At 57.8% G+C, this 19,312-nt stretch carries 19 protein-coding genes, 1 pseudogene and 1 riboswitch; of the genes and pseudogenes, 8 read left to right on the plus strand and 12 right to left on the minus strand.

Annotated elements, in window-relative coordinates; translation table 11 throughout:
* The first annotated feature begins 83 nt into the window (after positions 1-83).
* The gene (locus AC221Y_RS07960; protein WP_299756797.1) at positions 84-1,475 is read left to right on the plus strand and encodes an MATE family efflux transporter; all 1,392 of its coding nucleotides are present in this window, start codon (positions 84-86) and stop codon (positions 1,473-1,475) included.
* On the opposite strand, the gene AC221Y_RS07965 is transcribed toward AC221Y_RS07960, so the two are convergent.
* Positions 1,472-2,035 carry a gamma-glutamylcyclotransferase family protein gene (locus AC221Y_RS07965; RefSeq protein WP_299756794.1) on the minus strand — a complete coding sequence of 188 codons (564 nt, stop codon included), beginning with the start codon at positions 2,033-2,035 and terminating at the stop codon, positions 1,472-1,474. The genes AC221Y_RS07960 and AC221Y_RS07965 overlap by 4 nt on opposite strands.
* A gap of 73 nt (positions 2,036-2,108) precedes the next feature.
* A riboswitch (glycine riboswitch) is annotated at positions 2,109-2,199 on the plus strand.
* Between the two features lie 141 nt (positions 2,200-2,340).
* On the opposite strand from AC221Y_RS07965, the gene gcvT reads away from it, so the two are divergent.
* The 3 genes from gcvT (at position 2,341) to gcvP (ending at position 6,762) form a co-directional block, all read left to right on the plus strand.
* Positions 2,341-3,462, plus strand: a complete 1,122-nt coding sequence (gcvT, locus tag AC221Y_RS07970; RefSeq protein ID WP_486707133.1) for a glycine cleavage system aminomethyltransferase GcvT — start codon at positions 2,341-2,343, stop codon at positions 3,460-3,462.
* An 18-nt stretch (positions 3,463-3,480) separates the two neighbouring features.
* Positions 3,481-3,840 (plus strand): glycine cleavage system protein GcvH, encoded by a 360-nt coding sequence (gene gcvH / locus AC221Y_RS07975; protein ID WP_299756788.1) that lies wholly within the window; start codon positions 3,481-3,483, stop codon positions 3,838-3,840.
* 69 nt (positions 3,841-3,909) lie between these two features.
* Positions 3,910-6,762: an aminomethyl-transferring glycine dehydrogenase gene (gene gcvP / locus AC221Y_RS07980; RefSeq protein WP_486707134.1), complete on the plus strand. Its 2,853-nt coding sequence runs from the start codon at positions 3,910-3,912 to the stop codon at positions 6,760-6,762.
* 54 nt (positions 6,763-6,816) lie between these two features.
* On the opposite strand, the gene AC221Y_RS07985 is transcribed toward gcvP, so the two are convergent.
* From AC221Y_RS07985 to AC221Y_RS08030, 10 genes are all read right to left on the minus strand, one after another.
* Positions 6,817-6,993 carry a hypothetical protein gene (locus AC221Y_RS07985; protein WP_299756783.1) on the minus strand — a complete coding sequence of 59 codons (177 nt, stop codon included), beginning with the start codon at positions 6,991-6,993 and terminating at the stop codon, positions 6,817-6,819.
* A 95-nt stretch (positions 6,994-7,088) separates the two neighbouring features.
* On the minus strand, positions 7,089-7,886 hold the full coding sequence (locus AC221Y_RS07990) for a creatininase family protein (protein ID WP_299756780.1): 798 nt from the start codon (positions 7,884-7,886) through the stop codon (positions 7,089-7,091).
* Positions 7,883-8,803: an isopenicillin N synthase family dioxygenase gene (locus AC221Y_RS07995; protein ID WP_486707135.1), complete on the minus strand. Its 921-nt coding sequence runs from the start codon at positions 8,801-8,803 to the stop codon at positions 7,883-7,885. Before AC221Y_RS07995 ends, AC221Y_RS07990 begins: the two co-directional genes overlap by 4 nt.
* A complete protein-coding gene (locus AC221Y_RS08000; RefSeq protein WP_299756775.1) occupies positions 8,800-9,423 on the minus strand; it encodes an NAD(P)H-dependent oxidoreductase in 624 nt (207 codons plus the stop codon). The genes AC221Y_RS07995 and AC221Y_RS08000 overlap by 4 nt, the downstream gene beginning before the upstream one ends.
* Entirely contained in the window at positions 9,423-10,004 is a 582-nt protein-coding gene (locus tag AC221Y_RS08005; RefSeq protein ID WP_486707136.1) for an NAD(P)H-dependent oxidoreductase, read from the minus strand. The genes AC221Y_RS08000 and AC221Y_RS08005 overlap by 1 nt, the downstream gene beginning before the upstream one ends.
* A gap of 86 nt (positions 10,005-10,090) precedes the next feature.
* On the minus strand, positions 10,091-11,497 hold the full coding sequence (locus AC221Y_RS08010; RefSeq protein ID WP_299751160.1) for an FAD-binding oxidoreductase: 1,407 nt from the start codon (positions 11,495-11,497) through the stop codon (positions 10,091-10,093).
* A complete protein-coding gene (locus tag AC221Y_RS08015) occupies positions 11,497-12,768 on the minus strand; it encodes a cytosine deaminase (protein ID WP_299751163.1) in 1,272 nt (423 codons plus the stop codon). Before AC221Y_RS08015 ends, AC221Y_RS08010 begins: the two co-directional genes overlap by 1 nt.
* On the minus strand, positions 12,768-13,625 hold the full coding sequence (locus tag AC221Y_RS08020) for an ABC transporter permease (RefSeq protein ID WP_299751166.1): 858 nt from the start codon (positions 13,623-13,625) through the stop codon (positions 12,768-12,770). The genes AC221Y_RS08015 and AC221Y_RS08020 overlap by 1 nt, the downstream gene beginning before the upstream one ends.
* A complete protein-coding gene (locus AC221Y_RS08025; RefSeq protein ID WP_299751168.1) occupies positions 13,622-14,398 on the minus strand; it encodes an ABC transporter ATP-binding protein in 777 nt (258 codons plus the stop codon). The genes AC221Y_RS08020 and AC221Y_RS08025 overlap by 4 nt, the downstream gene beginning before the upstream one ends.
* Before the next feature lie 70 nt (positions 14,399-14,468).
* Positions 14,469-15,467 carry an ABC transporter substrate-binding protein gene (locus AC221Y_RS08030; protein WP_299751171.1) on the minus strand — a complete coding sequence of 333 codons (999 nt, stop codon included), beginning with the start codon at positions 15,465-15,467 and terminating at the stop codon, positions 14,469-14,471.
* 201 nt (positions 15,468-15,668) lie between these two features.
* Between AC221Y_RS08030 and AC221Y_RS08035 the strand changes: the two genes are divergently transcribed.
* The 3 genes from AC221Y_RS08035 to dacB all read left to right on the plus strand — a co-directional run bounded on the left by AC221Y_RS08035 (position 15,669) and on the right by dacB (position 18,371).
* Positions 15,669-16,061, plus strand: coding sequence for a RidA family protein (locus AC221Y_RS08035; RefSeq protein WP_299751174.1), 393 nt, complete (start codon positions 15,669-15,671; stop codon positions 16,059-16,061).
* Between the two features lie 138 nt (positions 16,062-16,199).
* Positions 16,200-16,808, plus strand: a complete 609-nt coding sequence (locus tag AC221Y_RS08040; RefSeq protein ID WP_299751208.1) for a nicotinate-nucleotide adenylyltransferase — start codon at positions 16,200-16,202, stop codon at positions 16,806-16,808.
* A 78-nt stretch (positions 16,809-16,886) separates the two neighbouring features.
* Positions 16,887-18,371, plus strand: a complete 1,485-nt coding sequence (gene dacB, locus AC221Y_RS08045; protein WP_486707137.1) for a D-alanyl-D-alanine carboxypeptidase/D-alanyl-D-alanine endopeptidase — start codon at positions 16,887-16,889, stop codon at positions 18,369-18,371.
* Here the strand turns inward: dacB and AC221Y_RS08050 are convergent.
* On the minus strand, positions 18,368-18,790 hold the full coding sequence (locus AC221Y_RS08050) for a tellurite resistance TerB family protein (RefSeq protein ID WP_299751180.1): 423 nt from the start codon (positions 18,788-18,790) through the stop codon (positions 18,368-18,370). The two genes, dacB and AC221Y_RS08050, sit on opposite strands and share 4 nt — an antisense overlap.
* A 113-nt stretch (positions 18,791-18,903) precedes the next feature.
* On the opposite strand from AC221Y_RS08050, the pseudogene lysK reads away from it, so the two are divergent.
* Positions 18,904-19,312: pseudogene (gene lysK / locus AC221Y_RS08055) on the plus strand (lysine--tRNA ligase); the annotation flags it as partial.

Consider the following 19,312-nt stretch of genomic DNA (forward strand, 5'->3'; position numbering starts at 1 on the left):
AAGCCAAGCTTTGATTAAGCAAAATCTTGTCGCTGTTTGCGATTGTCGGTTGGCCTTGACCCAAAAACCAGCATAGCTGACGCATGAGCGATCGCGCGGTATTTCTCGAAGGTAGCCTCTTTCGACACATCACAGTGATGTCTTTGACCTCATCGGTTGGATTGATGGCGGTCTTCCTTGTCGACTTTGTGGACATGATTTTCATCTCGATGCTGGGCAAGGCCGAGCTTGCGGCAGCCGTCGGATATGCGGGTGCAATCTTGTTCTTCACGTCGTCTTTTGGCATTGGAATGGCGATTTCTGCGGGTGCGCTTGTCGCGCGCGCGCTTGGGTCGGGGGACGCTGAACTTGCGCAGCAACGCGCCACCCACGCCTTGATCTATGGTGTTATTTTCGGGGCGATTTTCGCCTTTGTGGTGTGGTTGAACCTTGAAACGTTGGCCCGTCTTATGGGAGCGACCGGTCAGACGCTTGATCTGGCTGTCTCCTATCTTTCGATCATTGTCCCAAGTTTGCCGCTTCTTCTTATGGGGATGGTCGGGGGGGCAATTTTGCGCGCGCATGGCGATGCACGGCGCGCAATGATGGCGACCGTTTGGGGCGGCGCTGTCAACGCCGTGCTGGATCCAATCCTGATCTTTGGACTTGATCTTGAACTGACGGGGGCGGCCCTTGCCAGTGTTGCCGCGCGGATTGCTATCGCGATTTTCGGCGTCCTTCCGATCATCCTCTACTACGGCGGTTTCGGCCGCCCGACACTGAAAGGTCTGGCCGCCGACTTGCCACCCGTTGCGACCATCGCAGCACCTGCGATCCTGACGCAGCTTGCGACGCCCATTGGGCAGGCTTATGTGACCCGCTCGATGGCCGAGTTTGGTGAAGCCGCGGTTGCCGGGATGGCCATTGTTGCACGGATGACGCCGGTGGCTTTTGGCGTACTCTTCGCGCTCTCCGGGGCTGTTGGGCCGATCATCGGGCAAAACTTTGGGGCGGGGCAAACCGACCGTGTACGCGGAGCATTCCGAGACGCCATAATCTTTACGGCCTTGGTCGTGGTGTTTATTTCCGTTGTTCTGTTTTTCTTGCGAGGTCCGATAGTGTCCCTTTTCGATGCGGATGGCATTACCAAGGAATTAATATTCCTGTTTTGCGGTCCACTGGCGCTTGCGTTCTTTTTCAACGGTGTAATCTTCGTTGGCAATGCGGCATTCAATAACCTTGGGCATCCGTTCTATTCCACCTGGATCAACTGGGGGCGCCATACGCTTGGAACCATCCCCTTTGTCTTGCTTGGTGGATATTATTTCGGTGCCCTAGGTGTTTTGACCGGACAGGCAGTTGGCGGGATCATTTTCGCAGCGTTGACCTTTGTTCTTGTGCGGAAAGTCCTTTCGGATGACGCACCCGGCGATGTCGCAGTCGAACCATTCGACCGTCAGGCACGCCTGCTCCAATTGCTCCATCACCGTCGCTAAGGCGCGAGGATCACGGTCGCGCCAAGGTGTTTCAAATTGCGATCCACCAAATCGACTTCCTGGGGCGTAAGTCTCTGATGGCGAGGGTAAATAGGCGCGTGGCGATCGTCTAGAATCGGCGCGTCCCAGCCGTCGGTTGTTTCAAAAAAACGCAGCACACCGTCTTCTCCGAACTCGCGAAAATAGCCTTGTACAACCACGTCGAGGTAACTCAGAATTACCGGATGCAGGTGTGATGTCGGGACATGCCGTTCGGGTGGGGCGTGGTAGATATGGACGGCCGTGTCGGGGCCAAGTTGATGCGCCACGTCATGGGCCAACTGGCGATCATAGGAATGCTCGCGCGCGTCAAGTTCAGTCCAGCCCTCGTCTGGTACATTGGCGATCAATCCATCCAGCTCGGAGGCTGGATGCGGCACGGCAGTCAGGAATGCCACCTGGCGGCCAACAACGTGCCGCCACGCTCTCCGCCATCCGGAAATTCGGGCTAGATGCGCGGCATCAAAAGTATGCGTGGCCCGGTTCACAAGAGAACCATATCCGAAAACGTACGCGGTCATGGACGAAGTATTGTCGCGAAGGTGCGTTGCGCGCAAGGTCTTGCCAGACCGCGCAAAGCGACGTAACGATTTGACAGACGCGTCGGGAGAAGTCGGGATTCGTCCCGGTGCCGAAGGAGCAACCGCCCCGGTAAACTCTCAGGCCCAAGGACCGCCGCGCCGATAAAACTCTGGAGAGACCCCGGCCAGTTCGGGGCGCCGAAGGGATAACGATCTCAGGCGAAAGGACAGAGGGGGCGCCAACGGGCAAGGCTTTTGCCCGGCAGGTGCTCGGCGCGCAATCGCCGGCAGTAAATGGGGATGTTATGTCGGATTTGAAGCGCACAGAGCTCTATGACCTTCATGTTTCGCTTGGCGCCAAGATGGTGCCGTTTGCGGGCTATGAGATGCCAGTGCAATATCCAGCTGGGGTGATGAGAGAGCATCTGCACACACGCGCCGCCGCGGGTTTCTTTGATGTCAGCCACATGGGGCAAGTGATCTTGCGGCCAAAGTCCGGAGACCTGCGAGACGCCGCATTAGCGCTGGAAACGCTCGTCCCGGTATCGATACTGGCACTTGCCGAAGGCAGGCAGCGCTATGCCCTGTTTACCAATGACGACGGCGGTATTCTTGACGATCTGATGGTCGCCAATCGCGGCGATCATCTGTTTTTAGTGGTGAATGCGGCCTGCAAAGAGGCAGATATCGCTCACCTTCAGGCGCATCTTGCGGACAGGTGTACGATAGAACCCATCATCGACCGCGCACTTGTCGCGTTGCAAGGACCGGATGCCGAAGCGGCTTTCGCATCTCTGGTTCCTGACCTGGCGGACATGCGATTCATGGATGTGGCCACCTTTCATTGGCACGGAGCCGAGCTTTGGGTTTCGCGGTCGGGGTACACCGGAGAAGATGGTTTCGAGATATCATTGCCCGAGCGCGATGCGCCACGATTTGCGCAGGCTTTGCTGGATTTGGATGCGGTCGAACCCATTGGATTAGGGGCGCGGGACGCACTTAGACTTGAGGCTGGACTTTGCCTTTACGGTTCGGACATTGACACAACAACATCGCCAGTTGAGGGAGCATTAGAATGGGCGATCCAGAAAGCGCGCCGCCGCGGCGGCGAGCGCGCAGGCGGTTTCCCTGGCGCGGATCGTATCCTTGATGAGCTGCAGAACGGCGCGCCGCGCAGGCGTGTCGGCTTGTTGCCGGAAGGCCGTGCGCCGATGCGGGCGGGTACCGAGATTTATGCCGGCGAATTGAAAATCGGCGAAGTGACATCCGGTGCTTTTGGCCCGACGCTTCAGGCGCCGGTGTCTATGGGATATGTGCGAAGTGACTACGCGGCGAGCGGCACGGCGCTGGAAGGCGACGTCCGTGGCAAACGACTGCCTTTAACGGTTGCGGACATGCCGTTTCGTGCTTCAAATTATAAACGCTAAAGAACAAATGAGGGCTCTATGAAATACACTGAAGATCATGAATGGCTGCGCGTAGACGGTGACGTGGTTGTTGTTGGCATCACGGAACATGCATCGACCCAGTTGGGGGATGTTGTCTTTGTTGAATTGCCTGAAACGGAAACGAAGGTTGCCCAGGGTGATGAAATTTGCGTTATCGAAAGCGTTAAGGCCGCGTCAGATATCGTGGCCCCGGTGGATGGTGAAATCGTCGAGGTGAACGACGCGCTGACTGATAATCCGGGATTGGTGAACCAAGACCCGACCGTCGGGGGCTGGTTCTTCAAGATGAAAGTTGAGGACATGAGCCAGCTTGACGCGCTTATGGATGAGGACGCCTACAACGACATGATCGACTGACGTCAATTCGCACTATTGGCGTGACTATCGACGCATTTTCAGCTGTTTAGACCGGCTGTGGAGAGAGATATGACATTTACCCCAACAGACTACCTTCCATACGATTTCGCCAATCGACGCCACATCGGTCCGTCGGCGAGCGAAATGGATGAAATGCTTGCAGTGCTTGGCGTATCTTCGCTTGACGCACTGATCGAGGAGACGGTTCCAGAAAAAATCCGGCAGGCGAAGCCATTGTCCTTCGGCAAGCCAAAGTCCGAGCGCGAGTTGTTGTGGTACATGCGTCAGGTTGCTGAAAAGAACGAGGTCTTCACCACGATGATCGGGCAGGGGTATTATGGTACGGTTACGCCTCCTGCGATCCAGCGAAACATCTTTGAAAACCCGGCATGGTACACTGCCTATACGCCTTATCAGCCCGAGATCAGTCAGGGGCGGCTTGAAGCGCTTTTGAACTATCAAACGATGGTCTGTGATCTTACAGGACTTGAGATAGCCAACGCGTCTCTTCTGGACGAGGCCACGGCTGCTGCGGAAGCCATGACCATGGCTGAGCGGACGGCGAAGTCGAAATCAAAGACGTTTTTCATCGATGCGAATTGCCACCCGCAAAACATCGAGGTGATGAAAACGCGTGCGGCACCGCTGGGGATTGAGATTGTCATCGGCGCGCCTGAAGATCTGGTTGCTGAAGACGTTTTTGGCGCGGTTTTTCAGTATCCGGGCACCTACGGCCATGTGCGTGACTTCACTGATCAGATGACGGCGCTGCATTCTGTCAAAGCGCTTGGGATCGTTATTGCGGATCCCCTGGCTTTGACGCTTTTGAAGGAACCCGGTGCAATGGGTGCTGATATTGCTGTTGGCTCGACCCAGCGATTTGGCGTGCCGATGGGATACGGCGGGCCGCACGCGGCATATATGGCCTGCACTGATGCTCTGAAGCGCGCGATGCCAGGACGTCTTGTCGGGGTGTCCATCGACGCGCGCGGCAACAAGGCGTACCGGCTTTCGCTGCAGACCCGCGAGCAGCATATCCGCCGCGAGAAGGCGACATCAAACGTTTGCACGGCACAGGCACTGCTTGCTGTGATGGCGTCGTTTTACGCCGTATTCCATGGCCCCGACGGATTGAAAGCGATCGCGCAGCGCATACATCGAAAGACCGAGCGCTTGGTGATGGGGCTTGAGGCCGGTGGCTATAGCGTTGAGCCTAAGTTGTTTTTTGACACAATCACGATTGAAGTCGGGGCGCTGCAAGGGGTCATCCTTGAAGCTGGTCGTAAAGAGCGGATCAACTTTCGCAAAGTGGGCGACACGAAGATTGGCATTTCGGTTGACGAGACTATTCGGCCCGCCGTTCTGGAAGGCGTTTGGCGAGCGTTTGGGCTGACGCTTAATCGCGACGACTATGAGGCGGGATACACGCGGTTGCCGGTCGAATATCACCGCACAAGTGATTTCCTGACGCATCCGACGTTTCACCACAACCGCGCCGAAACGGAAATGATGCGTTATATGCGCCGTCTTGCCGACCGTGATCTGGCCTTGGACCGCGCAATGATCCCGCTTGGATCTTGTACGATGAAGCTGAATTCAGCGGCGGAAATGATGCCAGTCACTTGGCCTGAGTTCTCGAATATTCACCCCTTCGCACCGCTTGGTCAGGTGGAGGGGTACACGGAAATGATCGAGGATCTATCGACTAAACTGTGTGAAATCACCGGCTACGACGCTATGTCGATGCAGCCTAATTCGGGTGCGCAAGGCGAATATGCCGGGCTTTTGACAATTATGGCGTATCATCGTTCCAGGGGGGATGATCAGCGCAATGTGTGCCTGATCCCGGTCTCTGCCCACGGAACCAATCCTGCAAGCGCGCAGATGTGCGGGATGAATGTTGTTGTGGTCGCATCGGCTGAGAATGGCGATATTGATCTGGTCGATTTTCGTGCCAAAGCCGAAGCTGCTGGCGACCGGTTGGCCGCTTGTATGATTACGTATCCTTCGACGCATGGTGTTTTCGAAGAGACGGTGAGTGAAGTTTGCGAGATCACACATGACCACGGTGGGCAGGTCTATCTTGATGGGGCGAACCTGAACGCGATGGTTGGTCTGTCAAAGCCCGGTGAGATCGGCTCTGACGTGAGCCACCTGAATTTGCATAAGACTTTCTGTATTCCGCATGGTGGCGGAGGTCCCGGTATGGGGCCGATTGGCGTCAAATCCCATCTCAAGCCGTTCCTGCCGGGGCATCCTGTGACAGGAGGCGTCGAAGGCCCGGTTAGCGCTGCCCCATACGGGTCGCCTGGCATTTTGATGATCCCTTGGGCCTATATTCTTATGATGGGCGGAGAGGGTCTGACGCAGGCGACAAAAGTCGCGATCCTGAATGCAAACTATATCGCGAAGCGACTGGAAGGGGCGTTTACCGTCTTATTCAGAGGTGGAAAAGACCGGGTTGCGCATGAGTGCATTCTGGATACGCGTCCCTTTGCGGACAGCGCAGGCGTGAGTGTCGATGATATTGCCAAGCGTCTGATAGATAATGGGTTTCACGCACCGACAATGAGCTGGCCCGTTGCGGGCACGTTGATGGTTGAGCCGACGGAGTCCGAGCCAAAAGCCGAGTTAGATCGCTTTTGCGATGCGATGCTTTCGATCCGGGAAGAAATTAGGGCGATTGAGGCGGGCGAGAGTGACCAGGACAACAACCCACTAAAGAATGCTCCTCACACTGTTGAGGATCTGGTGGGCGATTGGGATAGACCCTATTCGCGCGAACAGGGGTGCTATCCGAAAGGCGCATTCCGGGTGGACAAGTATTGGCCGCCTGTTAATCGCGTCGATAACGTTTGGGGGGATCGGCATTTGGTATGCACATGTCCGCCGCTTGAAGACTATCTTGAGGCGGCTGAATAGGCGCTAATCCTGTGCTGCTTGTGTTTTAGATCGGATGCGGGCAGCACCGAAGCATCAGCGTATGTCGCGCAGCGCCACAACCGTTGCGATGAAGACTGTAAAAAGCGTCATGCACCCAAGCGCGGAATAGACTCCGAGTGTTTCAAGCGTGTTCAGCCCATGATGCGCCATGACCCAAATGCTTCCTAAAAGAGCAATTGGTAGTGTAAAAATGACTGCGCCGATCGCCATGGCATTCCTCGGTGTGTTGCCGGCTCCTAGGGATAAATGGCCTTGTTCATAGCAACCCGAAGGGACTTCAAAGTCAACATATTGTTGCCAACGACTTAAGAGGGGCCATCCTTGGTGGGCGAGAGATCGCCGATTGGTGTGTCCCTCACTTGCCGGAGCAAGTTGATGAACCCGGTAATCTGATGGGTGCAGGCGGCCTTGCCTTTTGGGGCTGTTGCCAAATGGGCTTCCCCCACGGTGCCGTCAGGGTTCAGGTCAGAGGCGACCCATCCGTAGGAAATTGGTCCGATGGGAGATATCGTTGCGGCTTCGGCCGTTGACGGGAAATCAATGGCCCTGCTCATGTCGAGTGTTTCGGGCCGAAAGTGGAGCATAAGCGATGTTTCGCGGTCGCCGCCATGGATGCCAAAGGCTTCTTCGCGTTCGGAAAACAGACCCTCAGGTGTTCCGAAATTGCCCCATTGGCATTTGACCGCCAGCATTCCGGCAAGAACCCGGAGTTCACGGGAAAGTATTGAAATTAGATCGAGATTTCCGCCATGGCTGTTGACGATAACGATTTTTCGGATACCTGAGCGAGCGACCGACATTCCAATCTCGCGCCATGCGCCAAGCGCGGTTTCCGCAGTGTAAGTGAGTGTACCGAGGGCGTGCAGGTGCTCGTTTGATTTGCCAACCGACTGGACCGGCAAAATGCGGATATCTAAGTCATCAGGGCATTGGTGGCGCAGTTCGGCCAGCATGCCTTCAGCGATCATCGTGTCGGTGCCGACGGGAAGGTGTGGGCCATGCTGCTCGATGGCGGCAGTGGGCAAGATTGCGATCACGGTTTCAGGATTCATATCTTGGAATTCAGTTGTCCGATAGTCGGCCCAGTCAAAGCGGCGGGTCATGCGGTCTCCTTCGGGGCATAGGTGGCGTCAAGCCTTGATTGCAGGTAGTCGGCGGCGCGGATGGCGGGATACTTCGGATCGCCAGTTCCGGGTAATGCAGCGACGATTGTGTCTGGGTTTGCCTCGACAAAAAAGGCGACGGAGCGGCGGGTGTTTTTTGGGGTAAGGACGCGGTGCGGGGTCGAGACATAGATGTCATTTGACCATCGCATCATGCAGTCGCCGACGTTAACGATGTAGGCGTTTTCGACCCTGGGCACGTCGATCCAATCGCCGTCTCGCGCACGGACCTGAAGGCCGGGTTCACCGTCTGTCATGAGGAGGGTAATTGCGCCATAATCTGTGTGTGCACCTGCGCCGATCTCGTTTTGCGCACCCGTTCGGGGCGGGTAACGGAGCAATCTGAGGGCGCTTAGAGGGTCTTTGAAGAGGGCGTCGAAGTGGTTTGACGGGAGGTTGAGGTCTTCGGCGATGACGGAGAGGATCGCGAGGCCCTGAGATTGCGCGGCGTCATAGTACGCGAGAAGCGTTTCGCGGAAGCCGGGGATATCGGGCCATTGGTTCGGGCCACGGAAGGGGTTGTTTGCGAGGACTCGCGGGTCATTTTCTGGAAGATCGAGGCCGACATTGAAAGTCTCTTTGGTGTCGATTTGAGGCTGAGTTTCGTCGAGGCTTTCGTCGCCCTTGGCGCCCCAACCGCGGAAATGGGGGGTGTTCAGGATCGAAACCTGTTGCTTTTCATTCACCGCAAGATCAAAAAATTTATCTGCAGAATCAAATACTTCTCTACGCAGTTTTGTGGGTACGTCGGGGTTCGTCAGGACCATGAAACCGGGATTTCTGAAGGCCATGCCGATGTCTTTGACAACATTATCGCGGGCGGTTTTGGCGTTGGCCCAGTCGATGACGGGGATCATACCGGGCCCGCCTGGCGTTGCGGTACGCCAACGAGGCGGTCCATTTTTCCGGCGACACGGGTGAGGTGTTTTTTGCGCGATTTGTCGGTCGAGCTGTCCATTAGGTAGTGAGCGGCGAAGACTTTTTTGACGGGCTTGGCACAGAGAACGCCAATGCCGCGCAGAATTGTGCGTTTGCCGGGCGCGCCGACGAATTGTGTGAGCCACCAGCTTGCACCGCAGGTGGTAAACACGCCGAGGCGCGTGATGTGCTGCAGACCCGGCCGGATCGTTGTGTTTTCGCCGTCAGGCATCAAAAACGCAACATCGGGCAGAAAAACGCGGTCGAGCCAGCCTTTGAGGACAGCGGGAAGACCATACCACCACGTCGGGTAAATAAAGATTAACGCATCGCACCACCGAATGTCGGCGACATCGCTTTCGACGGGCGCGCAGTTGTCGGGGCAGGCCTCGTAGCCTTCGTGCTCGGCGGCTGTGAGGACTGGATCGAAGCCGCGCGCGTAGAGATCAAGAACGCGCACGTCGGCGCCAACCCCTTCTAATTTCTGCACAACGACATCGCGGACGGCACCGGTGAAGCTGGTCTTGCGGGGATGGCAATAGACGACAAGGGCGCGCATCAGAGGTCCTTCATTTCTTTGCGGACTTTGGCGATGTAGGCGGCGCGTTTTGCCTCTGTCGCGCGGTTCATGTCGTAGAGCGCAAGGTAGCGCATTTTGGTGGGGCGCGTCACGTGCCAGACTGCGCGTTTGACGCTCATGCGGGGCGGGTCGCCTGCTAGCGTGGCGCGAACGCGGGTGCCGCCATAGGTCGTGATGGCGGCAAGTTTCTTGATGTGGGTGAGGTTCGGCACGACCTTTCCGTCGATCAGTTTGAAGGACACTCCGGGTAGGAAAACGCGGTCGAAAAAGCCTTTGAGAATTGCGGGGTATCCGAAATTCCACACAGGAAAACAAAAGATTAGCGCGTCACAGGCGCGCAGGCGTTCAACGTAGTCTTTGACCGGTTCAATGTTGCTGGGTTCCTCGTGGTATCCGCGTCGGCCGGCGTCTGATAGGACCGGATCGAAGCCTTCCTTGTACAGGTCGCAATCGTCGACGTCCCAGCCGCGATCGGTCAGGGTTTGGACCACGTTTTGATGCAGCGCGGCGGCGAAACTGTCGTCGCAGGGGTGGGCGTAAAGAACGAGTGCGCGGGTCATTTCTGACCCTCAAAACGGTCAGAAATGAGACGTCGACAAGCCGTCGGTATTCCGTCGGTATTACGTCGGTGCATACGGTCGCGCCTTTAGGCTTCGGTTAAGGGTTGGAGTTTGGGATAGGCGTACATGTCGTCGAAGGAGAAATCCGGGTCATCCCACGCGATCATCTTACCAGGGTTCAGCAGGCCCTTTGGATCGGATTCCTTTTTGAAGGCAAGTTGGCGATCATCGACGGATTGCCGCCCGCCTTCTTCCAGCGTGTAGCGGTGCGGATTGAAGACCATGGCGCCTGCGTCTTCATGGATTTTCACGATCTCGTTTAGGCGCTCTTCGGTGGTGAATTTCACAAGGCTGAGGCCTGCGAAGATGACTTTGCCGTTTTCGCGTAAGGCCTCCAGGTGGTGCAGCACCTCGGGCGACAGCGCATCGCGCATTTGCTCGATCAATTCGATATGGTTTGGATAACCGAAACGCACCTGCAGGTAGGTCACAGAGGGATCAACCTTGAGAGCGCGCAGTGTCGTGTGGTTCCAGCCATATTCAAAGACCGGGCCGGGGCCGCGCTCCCAATTGTTGTCGTCGCTGCGGTAAATCACTGTTGCCTCGGGTCGGCGGCCTGTGAAGGTTTGGAAGCCATCCATTGACTGCGGCGCGACCATGAGGCCAACAAGGTTCGTGCCGGGGTCAACGTGGGGTTTCACCCGCTGGAAGTAGTCGTGGGCGACGGGAGCCTCGAAGATATTGGCCAGTTTGATGAGGATGCCGTCTTCTTTGGCGAGCTGTTCGGTGTAGTGAACAGCCTCCATGAAATTGTCGAAGGCGACGAACATTTCGACCCAGTCATAGGCCGGGGCCAGCGGCATTTCGACTTCGGTGATAATGCCGTTGGTGCCGTAGGCATGGGAAACGCGGGCGATTTCTTCGCCGCGGAATTCGACGACGCGGGGATCGGCCTCCATGGTGACGACGCGCAGGCGGATGATGTTGCCCAGGTCGCGCAAGCTTCCCCATGTGCAGGAGCCGACGCCGCCCGAGCCACCCGCGATGAAGCCACCGATGGTGGCGGTGGCCCATGTGGAGGAGAACATGCGGAGCTCCTGGCCGGAGTGGTCTTTGCAGGCGGCGTCGACGTCTTTGAGGAGCACGCCGGGTTCGCAAATGACGCGTCCGGGCTGAATTTCGCGAACCTTGTCCATGTGGCGCAAATGCATGACGCAGCCGCCTTCCAGTGGCATGGCCTGACCATAGTTTCCGGTGCCAGAGCCGCGCGTCGTGACGGGGACATCATGGGCATAGCAGGCCTTGAGAATCTCGATGACCTCGGCCTCGTTTCTGGGGCGCACGACGAAGTCGGCGGTGACATGGTCAAGGCGGTCTTTTAGGACCGGCGAATACCAGAAGAAGTCGCGGCTTGCCGCTTTGATGGCGCTGTCTTTTTCTTCGATGTCGAGATGGGCAAGGGCGGCCTTGGCGGCAGCGATACGGTCTTGCATCAGGTGGTCTCCATCAAGTGGTCAAGGTCTTTGTAATTGGGAAGCGTCGTGTCGATTTTCTGGCCCGCGCGCAGGACGATGCGGTCGGATTGGGGACGCGCGAACAGTTCGCTCCAGTCGCGGGCGTTGCAGATCACCAGATCGGCGGGCGCGCCGGGTGCGAGGGACGGTGTGTCGAGGCCCATAGCGGCGGCGGGGTTAGTGGTGAATGCGCGGGTCCAGTCGGCATCAGAGTGGTCGAGGTGGCCGATGCGGGTCGAATGGCGCATGACCTCGATCATGTCGAGATCACCGTAGGCGTAGAAGGGGTCGCGGGTGTTGTCGCTGGCAAAACTGACGTTGACGCCGCGGGCCTTCATTTCGTGGATAAGGGTGATGCCGCGCCCGCGCGGTGTGCGGTTTGCGTGACGGTCTTGAAGGTAGAGATTGCAGAGCGGCAGGCTGACAATGTTGATCCCTGCTTTGGCGACAAGGTCGATGGTGTCCATGGCACGGGCGTCGGATTGTGTTGACAGCGAGCAGCAATGGCCGATGGTGACGGGTTTGTCCCAGCCGGTTTCAAGCACGGTTTCGGCGATGGCGCGCAGGGTTTCGCTTTCGGGGTCCATGGTTTCGTCGCTGTGGAAGTCGACCTCGAGGCTGCGGTTTCCGGCGAGGATGAAGAAATCGGTGAGGCGTTGTTTCAGGTCTGCGACTGGATAGGTGACCATGCCGAGGGCCCCGCCGTTTGCGGCGACGATGTCGGCGGTTGCGGCATAGTCGGTTGCAATATTTTCAAAACTTTCGCAGCCGATGAGGCTGGCGGCCTGAAGGTCGATCTTGCCGGCCCATTTGGCGCGCATCTCTGCGAAGACCGGCCATGAGATGTCGTCTTGCGGCGGGATCGAGTCGAGGTGCGTTCGGATCGCTTTGGTGCCGTGGGCGTAGGCACATTTCAATGAAAATTCCATGCGGCCGGCGACGTCTGTGGCGGTCCAGTTCGCGGCGCGGTCGGTGCTGACAGTGGTGAGTGCGCCGTAAAATGTACCGTCTGGGTTCGCGGCGCGGGGCCAGATGTGGCCCTTATCGAGATGGGTGTGCATGTCGGTGAAACAGGGAAAAACCATGGCGCGGCCCATGTCGATCTGGATGCCGCCGGTGTCGGAAATGCGCCCGTTTTTGAGGTGGAGGTAGGTCGTGACGAGGTCTTCCGGGCGACCAATGAGGAAGCCCGGAACGGTGACGTTCATTAGCGTGACATTGCCGTCGGGTATACTGCGAAATGGGCCCATCAGTCGCGTTTCAATGCGCTTTCGTGCCACTTGCGCAGCATGAGGTGACTGATGGTCGAGGTGACGGCGAAGATGACGACGCCCATAGCTGAGATCAGGATCAGCGAGGCATAGAGGCGACCAAAGTTGAAGCGATAGGAGGCCTCGAGCAGCGTTGAGGCAAGGCCGAGGCCGGTGCCGGCGCGTCCAATGACGAATTCTGCAACCACCGCACCGATCAGGGCGAGGCCGCCCGCAATTTTGAGGCCACCGAGGAAGAACGGCAGGGCGGAGGGGGCTGCGAGGTAACGCAGGCGTTGCCAGCGGCTTGCGCCGTAGATGGTAAAAAGGTCCTGCAGGTTATGGTCGGCGGATTTCAGGCCGATGGTGGTGTTCGACAGAATAGGGAAGAACGCCACGATCCATGCGCACAGCAGGGCGGCGACGAAGGCACTGTCGACGTAGATTTGCAAAAGCGGGGCGACGGCGACGACGGGTGTCACCTGCAGGATCACCGCGTAGGGAAAGAACGACATTTCGGCCCAGCGGGACTGTGTAAAGGCGACGGCGAGGGTGACGCCTCCGAGGATGGCGAAGAGGAGGGCGAGGAGAGTAAGGCGCGAGGTCAGCACCATTGCGGGCCACAAGAGGTTCCAGTCGTTGACAATGGATTGTGCAACCAGGACAGGGCCGGGCAGGACGTAGTGCGGGATGTCGTTGATCGTGACGTAGAGGTGCCAGGCGAGGATTGTGAAAAACATCACGGCTGAGGGCAGCGTCCATTTGGCGATGCGGTTGATGCGGTCCTGGCGCGCGCGCGCGGCTTCTTCTTCGTCGATCGCGGGGGCCGGGACAGGGCCGGTTTCGGTGAGGCTCATGCCGCTTCTCCTATCGCTTCGCGGAGCGCGTCCGAGGTGGCGCGGGTGTGGACGGCGTATTCGGCCGACGTGCGGAAATCTTCGTCACGTGGGTAGGGGGTGTCGACGTGTAATTCGTGGATGACGCGGCCCGGACGCGCGGCCATGACAACGATGCGATCGGATAGAAACACGCTTTCGAAGACCGAGTGGGTGACGAAGATCACCGTGCAGTCAATCGCGGCCTTCAGGGCCAGAAGATCCTTGTTCAGTTTGAAGCGGGTGATTTCATCCAGCGCAGCGAAGGGTTCGTCCATCAGGATAAGGCGCGGTTTGGTGACCATGGCGCGGGCAATGGAGACGCGCATCTTCATGCCGCCGGATAGCTCGCGTGGGTAGGCATTCTGGAATTTGTCGAGGCCGACGAGTTTCAGGGCTTCAAGGACTTCGTCGCGGACCTGATTGTACGGCACGCCTTTGAGGCGGAACGGGAGCCAGACGTTTTGGGCGACAGTTGCCCACGGCATCAGAGTTGGTTCCTGAAAGACGACGCCGAGGTCGTCGGCATTGCGCCCGCCGTCCCAGGCGATTTTGCCGCGCGTGGGGGGCAGGAGGCCCGAGATTAACCGGAGTGCGGTGGACTTGCCGCAGCCGGACGGTCCGAGAAGCGAGACGAAGTCACCTTCGTTCACGGCCAGGTTCATGTCTTTCAGGGCTACCACGTCACCATTGAACGTCTTTTCGACGTGACTCATAGTCAGCAGGGTTGGGCGCTGATCGATGGGTAAGGCCATTTGGCTACCTCGGGTGAAGAAAACGCCCGGCCGCTAGTGTCAGCGACCGGGCTTGTTGGTCTGATGAGGCTTACTTCAGGTCGAGCCCGACGCCCTTGCCGACGAATTGCGTGGTGTAGGTTGCCGAGTAGTCGAGACCTGCTTCAAGCACACCGGCTTCTACGAGTTTGTTGTAAAAGTCGGACACCTTGGTGTCGGTGATCACGCCGATACCCATGGTTTCTGTATCGCCCGAATCCACGATGCCCCATTCCTTCAATTTGGAAATGGCAAAGTCGATCTTGTCCTGGGTCATTTCAGGATTGGCCGTTTTGATCAGTTCCATCGCGGCGACATTGTCGCCGTAGAGGAAATTATACCAGCCTTTGATCGATCCTTCGACGAAGCATTCGACCACTTCGGGGCTTTCGTCGATGGTTTTCTGCATGGTTTCGATCGTGGTTGCATAAGACGAGTATCCCGCGTCTGCGATCAAAAAGACACTGGGTGTGAAACCGCCTTCTTTTTCAACAAGGTAGGGCTCGGACGAAAGATAGCCCTGCATCGCGACTTCCTTGTTCGCAAGGAACGGTGCCGGGTTGAATGTGTAGGGCTGGCGCTGTTCTGCGGTGAAGCCATGGGCTGCGATCATCCACTGGTAGTAGGACTGGTAGCCGTTGTCGCCTATCAGCAGGGTCAGGTCTTTGAGATCCTCCCAGCTGCTTGCGCTTTCGGGATGGGCCACGATGACTTGCGGGTGTTTTTGGAAGATTGCAGCCACGTTCACCACGGGAATCTTTTCCTGTGCTGCACTAAATCCTTGCAGCAAATCGCCGCCCATGTGGAACTGGATGCGGTCGGCAAACATCAGCGCGCGGTTGTTCACCTGTGGGCCACCGGGCAGAATGGTGACGCTAAGGCCGCAGGCCTCGTAGGTGCCGTCAGCGACGGATTGGTAAAAGCCGCCGTGTTCTGCTTGGGCGACCCAGTTTGTGCCGAAAGAGACTTCGGTCAAGTGGCCACCGGCAAAGGCACTTGTGCCGGTCAGGGCAGCAGCAACTGCTCCGGCGATTTTCAATTTATTGGACATCCTCACCTCCAGGTTTTTGTCTTTAGTCATATGCGAGGAACCAGGCCGGGCTTCCAATTTGGATCGCCTCATTCGACAGCCCCCTCAGACCGCTTTGCACAATCATTACGCACCTATGTGCGATTCGCCCATGCTTCGGGCACTTAAAGTTCGGAAAGTTTATCCCTTGCACTGGTCCAAAACCCATTGCACCGTCTGCGCATGAAGACACTTGTGCCAGATACGATTGCGCCGCCCTTCGCGCGCTATGCCCATGGGGTCGAGGTGCCTGCGGGGTGTCGCCTGGTATTTACCTCGGGGCAGCTGGGTTTGGCGCGGGACGGTACTGTGCCCGACGCTGTGCGGGCGCAGGCAGATATTTGTCTCAGCAATATAGATGCAATTCTTGCCGAGGCCGGGGCCGGGCGGGACGATGTGGTGCGGATTAGCGCGTTTGTGACGGATCGCGCGTTTATGGCCGCCTATATGGCGGCGCGGGATGCGTGGCTTGCGGATGTCGTGCGTTTGCCCGCATCGACGTTGATGATCGTGAGCGGGTTCACACGGGCAGAATTCAAGGTGGAGATAGAAGTTATCGCGGCGGTTAGGCCTTAGCGGGTTTTTACGGCGCAATCGCCGGGAATTGACAAAATGACTTTGGGTGGCCAAGGGTCGGTGATATGAGGCAAATGCTTGAAATCACTGGAACGATTGCAGCCGGGGCAGGGCCGTTTATGGCTGGTCGGGTGCGGCATGGCTGAGGGCTGGCCCGTTGCGGATGCCGGTCGCCGCATCGGCTTGTTGGGTGGGTCGTTTGATCCGCCGCACGCCGGGCATGTACATATTTCGCGCGAGGCGCTGAAGCGATTTCAGCTTGATGAGGTCTGGTGGCTGGTGTCTCCGGGCAATCCTTTGAAGACACGCGGACCGGCGCCTTTGGGCGAGCGGTTGGCCTTGGCACGTCAGATCATGCAGCATCCGCGTGTGCGGATCACGGACCTTGAGGCGCGGATGGGTACACGGTTTACGGCGGCGACGCTGGACGGCTTGTTACAGCGGTATCAAGGTGTGGATTTCGTCTGGTTGATGGGTGCGGACAATCTGGCGGGGTTTCACCGCTGGGACCGGTGGCGGGAGATTTTCGAGACGGTACCAATCGGTGTTCTGGCGCGGCCTGGGGACCGGATTTCGGCGCGGATGTCACCTGCTGCGCGGCAGTTCCGCTCGGCAAAGCTGAGATCGCGGGAGGCGGGTATTTTGGCGGGTTGCGAGGCGCCGGCTTGGTGCTTTGTGAATGTGCCAATGATGCCGATCAGTTCGACGGCGCTTCGGGCTGACAACGTCAAATTTACGAAAAAGTGAATGTTCGGGGCCACAAAAATGACATGTGAGCCGAGGAAAACCTTGCCTGACTGACCAAGCCGCCGGATAACACGTCTTATGACGAGCACCCCCTCTCGCCGCGCCATTTTGACTGGATTTGCAGCTACCGCCGGGCATGCCGCTTTGGCAGAGGCCCCGTTGTCGACCATGCGTCCGCCGCCCCGTGGAGTGGCGACGCCCCGCGATGGGCGGACGAATGAACTGGTGGCGAAATCGGGTGTTGTGGGTGCAGTTACCTTCGCTGTGGCCGATGCGCAAACCGGTGAAATCCTGGATATGCGCCAGCAGGGACGACCGATGCCGCCTGCAAGCACATTGAAAGCCGTGACCTCGCTTTATGCGCTTGACCGTCTGGGCGCGGATTTTCGTTTTGAAACAAGGGTTTTTGCGGACGGTGAGATCGTTGATGGTGAGTTGAAGGGAGACCTTTGCCTTGTCGGCGGAGGCGATCCGACGTTGACGAGTGATGCGCTTGCGGACCTGTCGAAGGTGGTGGCTGAAGCCGGTATTTCGCGGATATCGGGGCGGTTTCTGGTTTGGGCTGACGCGCTGCCGCGGGCAGATCGGATTGATGCGGATCAGCCCGAAGTGGTGGCGTATAATCCGTCCTACGGGGGGCTGAACCTTAATTTCAACCGGGTTCACTTTGAGTGGATTCCGGAAGGCGAGAAGATCAACATTACGATGCAGGCGCGATCGCTACGATACTCGCCTGAAACGAACGTGGCGCGGATGCAAATGGTGGATCGGTCCTCGCCGGTGTACGAATACCGCAAGGGCATGACGGCTGATTATTGGAGCGTTGCGCGAGGATCGCTTGGAAAGAAGGCGGGCGCGCGGTGGCTGCCTGTGCGCTTTCCAGCCCTCTATGCAGGGGATGCATTTCGATCGGTGGCGCGACTGAATGGGCTGAAACTGCCCTTTCCGCAGGTGTCGCAGACCGCGCCGGTTGGCAGGGTTGTCGGTGCGGCCCCAAGCGATGCGTTGGATCAAATCCTGACGGGGATGATGCGGTATTCGACGAATATCACGGCGGAAGCTGTTGGGATGACGTCGAGCCTTGTGAATGACGTGCCGCTTGGGAACTTGGTCGGATCAGGTTCGCGCATGGCGGGGTGGGCCGAAACACAGTTTGGCACGCGGCGCATGACGTTTCGTGATCATTCCGGGCTTGGGTACGATTCCGAGATCAGCGCGCGTGATATGTTGGAAATTCTGCGGCAAGGCGAGGGCGTTGAGCCGTTGATGAAGTCGCTCTCGGTTCCTGATCCCAATCGCACAGACGGCAAGCCCATGGCGGGTGTGTCGGCGGTCGCCAAGACGGGGACGCTTAACTTTGTCAGTGCGCTGGTTGGGTACATGTATACCAAAAGCGGTCGCCGCTTGGTGTTTGCGATTCTGACGGCAGACAAACAGCGACGGGACTCGATCCCGACGGAGCAACGCGAGCGACCACCTGGATCAAGGACTTGGGCGAACCGCTCGCGGCGCCTGCAAAAACGACTTTTGTCGGAGTGGGCACGCCAGTTCGAGAGGTCCTAGACGACCATGTGGCGCGCGCGCGCGCCGCGTTCGATGGCGGCCGCGCTGAGACGGTCGATATTCAGCTCATGACGCATATCTTCAAGCATCTGAAGTTCGCTTTCGAGCACTTTTCCGTCCGCCACAGCCACATCGCAGGCCATCGCATAGGCGGTTTCGAACAATCGCTCGGGCAACGTGGCGCGCACGCCCTCCCAGAGAATGTCGAGCCCGTCTTCTTCGGCGAAGAGGTCGAGAACACCGTTCGAGATGTCTTTCAGACGCGCGATGTCAAAGTCGGCGAAAGCGGGCAAGTGATTGATAATACGCTCGATCGTGACGAGTTCCGACGTGCGGATGGTTTCGTCAGAGGCTGAGATCGTGATCATGATCGCCACCAGCGTATCGGCCGGTGTGTAGTCATTGGGGAGCAAAGACAAAGCGCATTCCTTTTTCGGATTTCCCTTTGATTTTATTGACGACATACCCGGCCCGCAATAGGTAGCGAGCCTTGCGTGACGGTATCGTGCGCAATCAGTGAAGGAAATGTGAGATGACCGCTTTAATAGATGCAGCAATGACCTCTAAGGCCTGGCCCTTTGAAGAGGCGCGGCGCATTTTGAAACGGTATGAAAAAGTGCCTCCTGAGAAGGGTTATGTGCTGTTTGAAACGGGCTATGGTCCGTCCGGTTTGCCGCATATCGGGACATTTGGCGAAGTGCTGCGCACGACAATGGTGCGGCGTGCATTTGAGGTAATGTCGGATATTCCAACGAAGCTTATCTGTTTTTCGGACGATATGGACGGGTTACGCAAAGTGCCGGACAACGTGCCGAGCCCCGAGATGCTGCGCGAGCATTTGCAGCGGCCTTTGACGCGCGTTCCAGATCCGTTCGGTGAGTACGACAGCTTTGGTCATTACAACAATGCGATGTTGCGGCGATTCCTGGACACGTTCGGGT

This window comes from Boseongicola sp., assembly GCF_057460485.1.

Bases quoted from the DNA above. Each gene is read 5' to 3' on its own strand.
- AC221Y_RS07960 (WP_299756797.1), top strand. From the start codon at position 84: ATGAGCGATCGCGCGGTATTTCTCGAAGGTAGCCTCTTTCGACACATC.
- AC221Y_RS07985 (WP_299756783.1), bottom strand. From the start codon at position 6,993: ATGGCGATCGGCGCAGTCATTTTTACACTACCAATTGCTCTTTTAGGA.
- gcvP (WP_486707134.1), top strand. From the start codon at position 3,910: ATGACATTTACCCCAACAGACTACCTTCCATACGATTTCGCCAATCGA.
- AC221Y_RS07990 (WP_299756780.1), bottom strand. From the start codon at position 7,886: ATGACCCGCCGCTTTGACTGGGCCGACTATCGGACAACTGAATTCCAA.
- gcvT (WP_486707133.1), top strand. From the start codon at position 2,341: ATGTCGGATTTGAAGCGCACAGAGCTCTATGACCTTCATGTTTCGCTT.
- AC221Y_RS08035 (WP_299751174.1), top strand. From the start codon at position 15,669: ATGAAGACACTTGTGCCAGATACGATTGCGCCGCCCTTCGCGCGCTAT.
- AC221Y_RS07995 (WP_486707135.1), bottom strand. From the start codon at position 8,803: ATGATCCCCGTCATCGACTGGGCCAACGCCAAAACCGCCCGCGATAAT.
- AC221Y_RS07965 (WP_299756794.1), bottom strand. From the start codon at position 2,035: ATGACCGCGTACGTTTTCGGATATGGTTCTCTTGTGAACCGGGCCACG.
- AC221Y_RS08030 (WP_299751171.1), bottom strand. From the start codon at position 15,467: ATGTCCAATAAATTGAAAATCGCCGGAGCAGTTGCTGCTGCCCTGACC.
- dacB (WP_486707137.1), top strand. From the start codon at position 16,887: ATGACGAGCACCCCCTCTCGCCGCGCCATTTTGACTGGATTTGCAGCT.
- AC221Y_RS08005 (WP_486707136.1), bottom strand. From the start codon at position 10,004: ATGACCCGCGCACTCGTTCTTTACGCCCACCCCTGCGACGACAGTTTC.
- AC221Y_RS08015 (WP_299751163.1), bottom strand. From the start codon at position 12,768: ATGGGCCCATTTCGCAGTATACCCGACGGCAATGTCACGCTAATGAAC.
- AC221Y_RS08040 (WP_299751208.1), top strand. From the start codon at position 16,200: ATGGCTGAGGGCTGGCCCGTTGCGGATGCCGGTCGCCGCATCGGCTTG.
- gcvH (WP_299756788.1), top strand. From the start codon at position 3,481: ATGAAATACACTGAAGATCATGAATGGCTGCGCGTAGACGGTGACGTG.
- AC221Y_RS08000 (WP_299756775.1), bottom strand. From the start codon at position 9,423: ATGCGCGCCCTTGTCGTCTATTGCCATCCCCGCAAGACCAGCTTCACC.
- AC221Y_RS08020 (WP_299751166.1), bottom strand. From the start codon at position 13,625: ATGAGCCTCACCGAAACCGGCCCTGTCCCGGCCCCCGCGATCGACGAA.
- AC221Y_RS08010 (WP_299751160.1), bottom strand. From the start codon at position 11,497: ATGCAAGACCGTATCGCTGCCGCCAAGGCCGCCCTTGCCCATCTCGAC.
- AC221Y_RS08025 (WP_299751168.1), bottom strand. From the start codon at position 14,398: ATGGCCTTACCCATCGATCAGCGCCCAACCCTGCTGACTATGAGTCAC.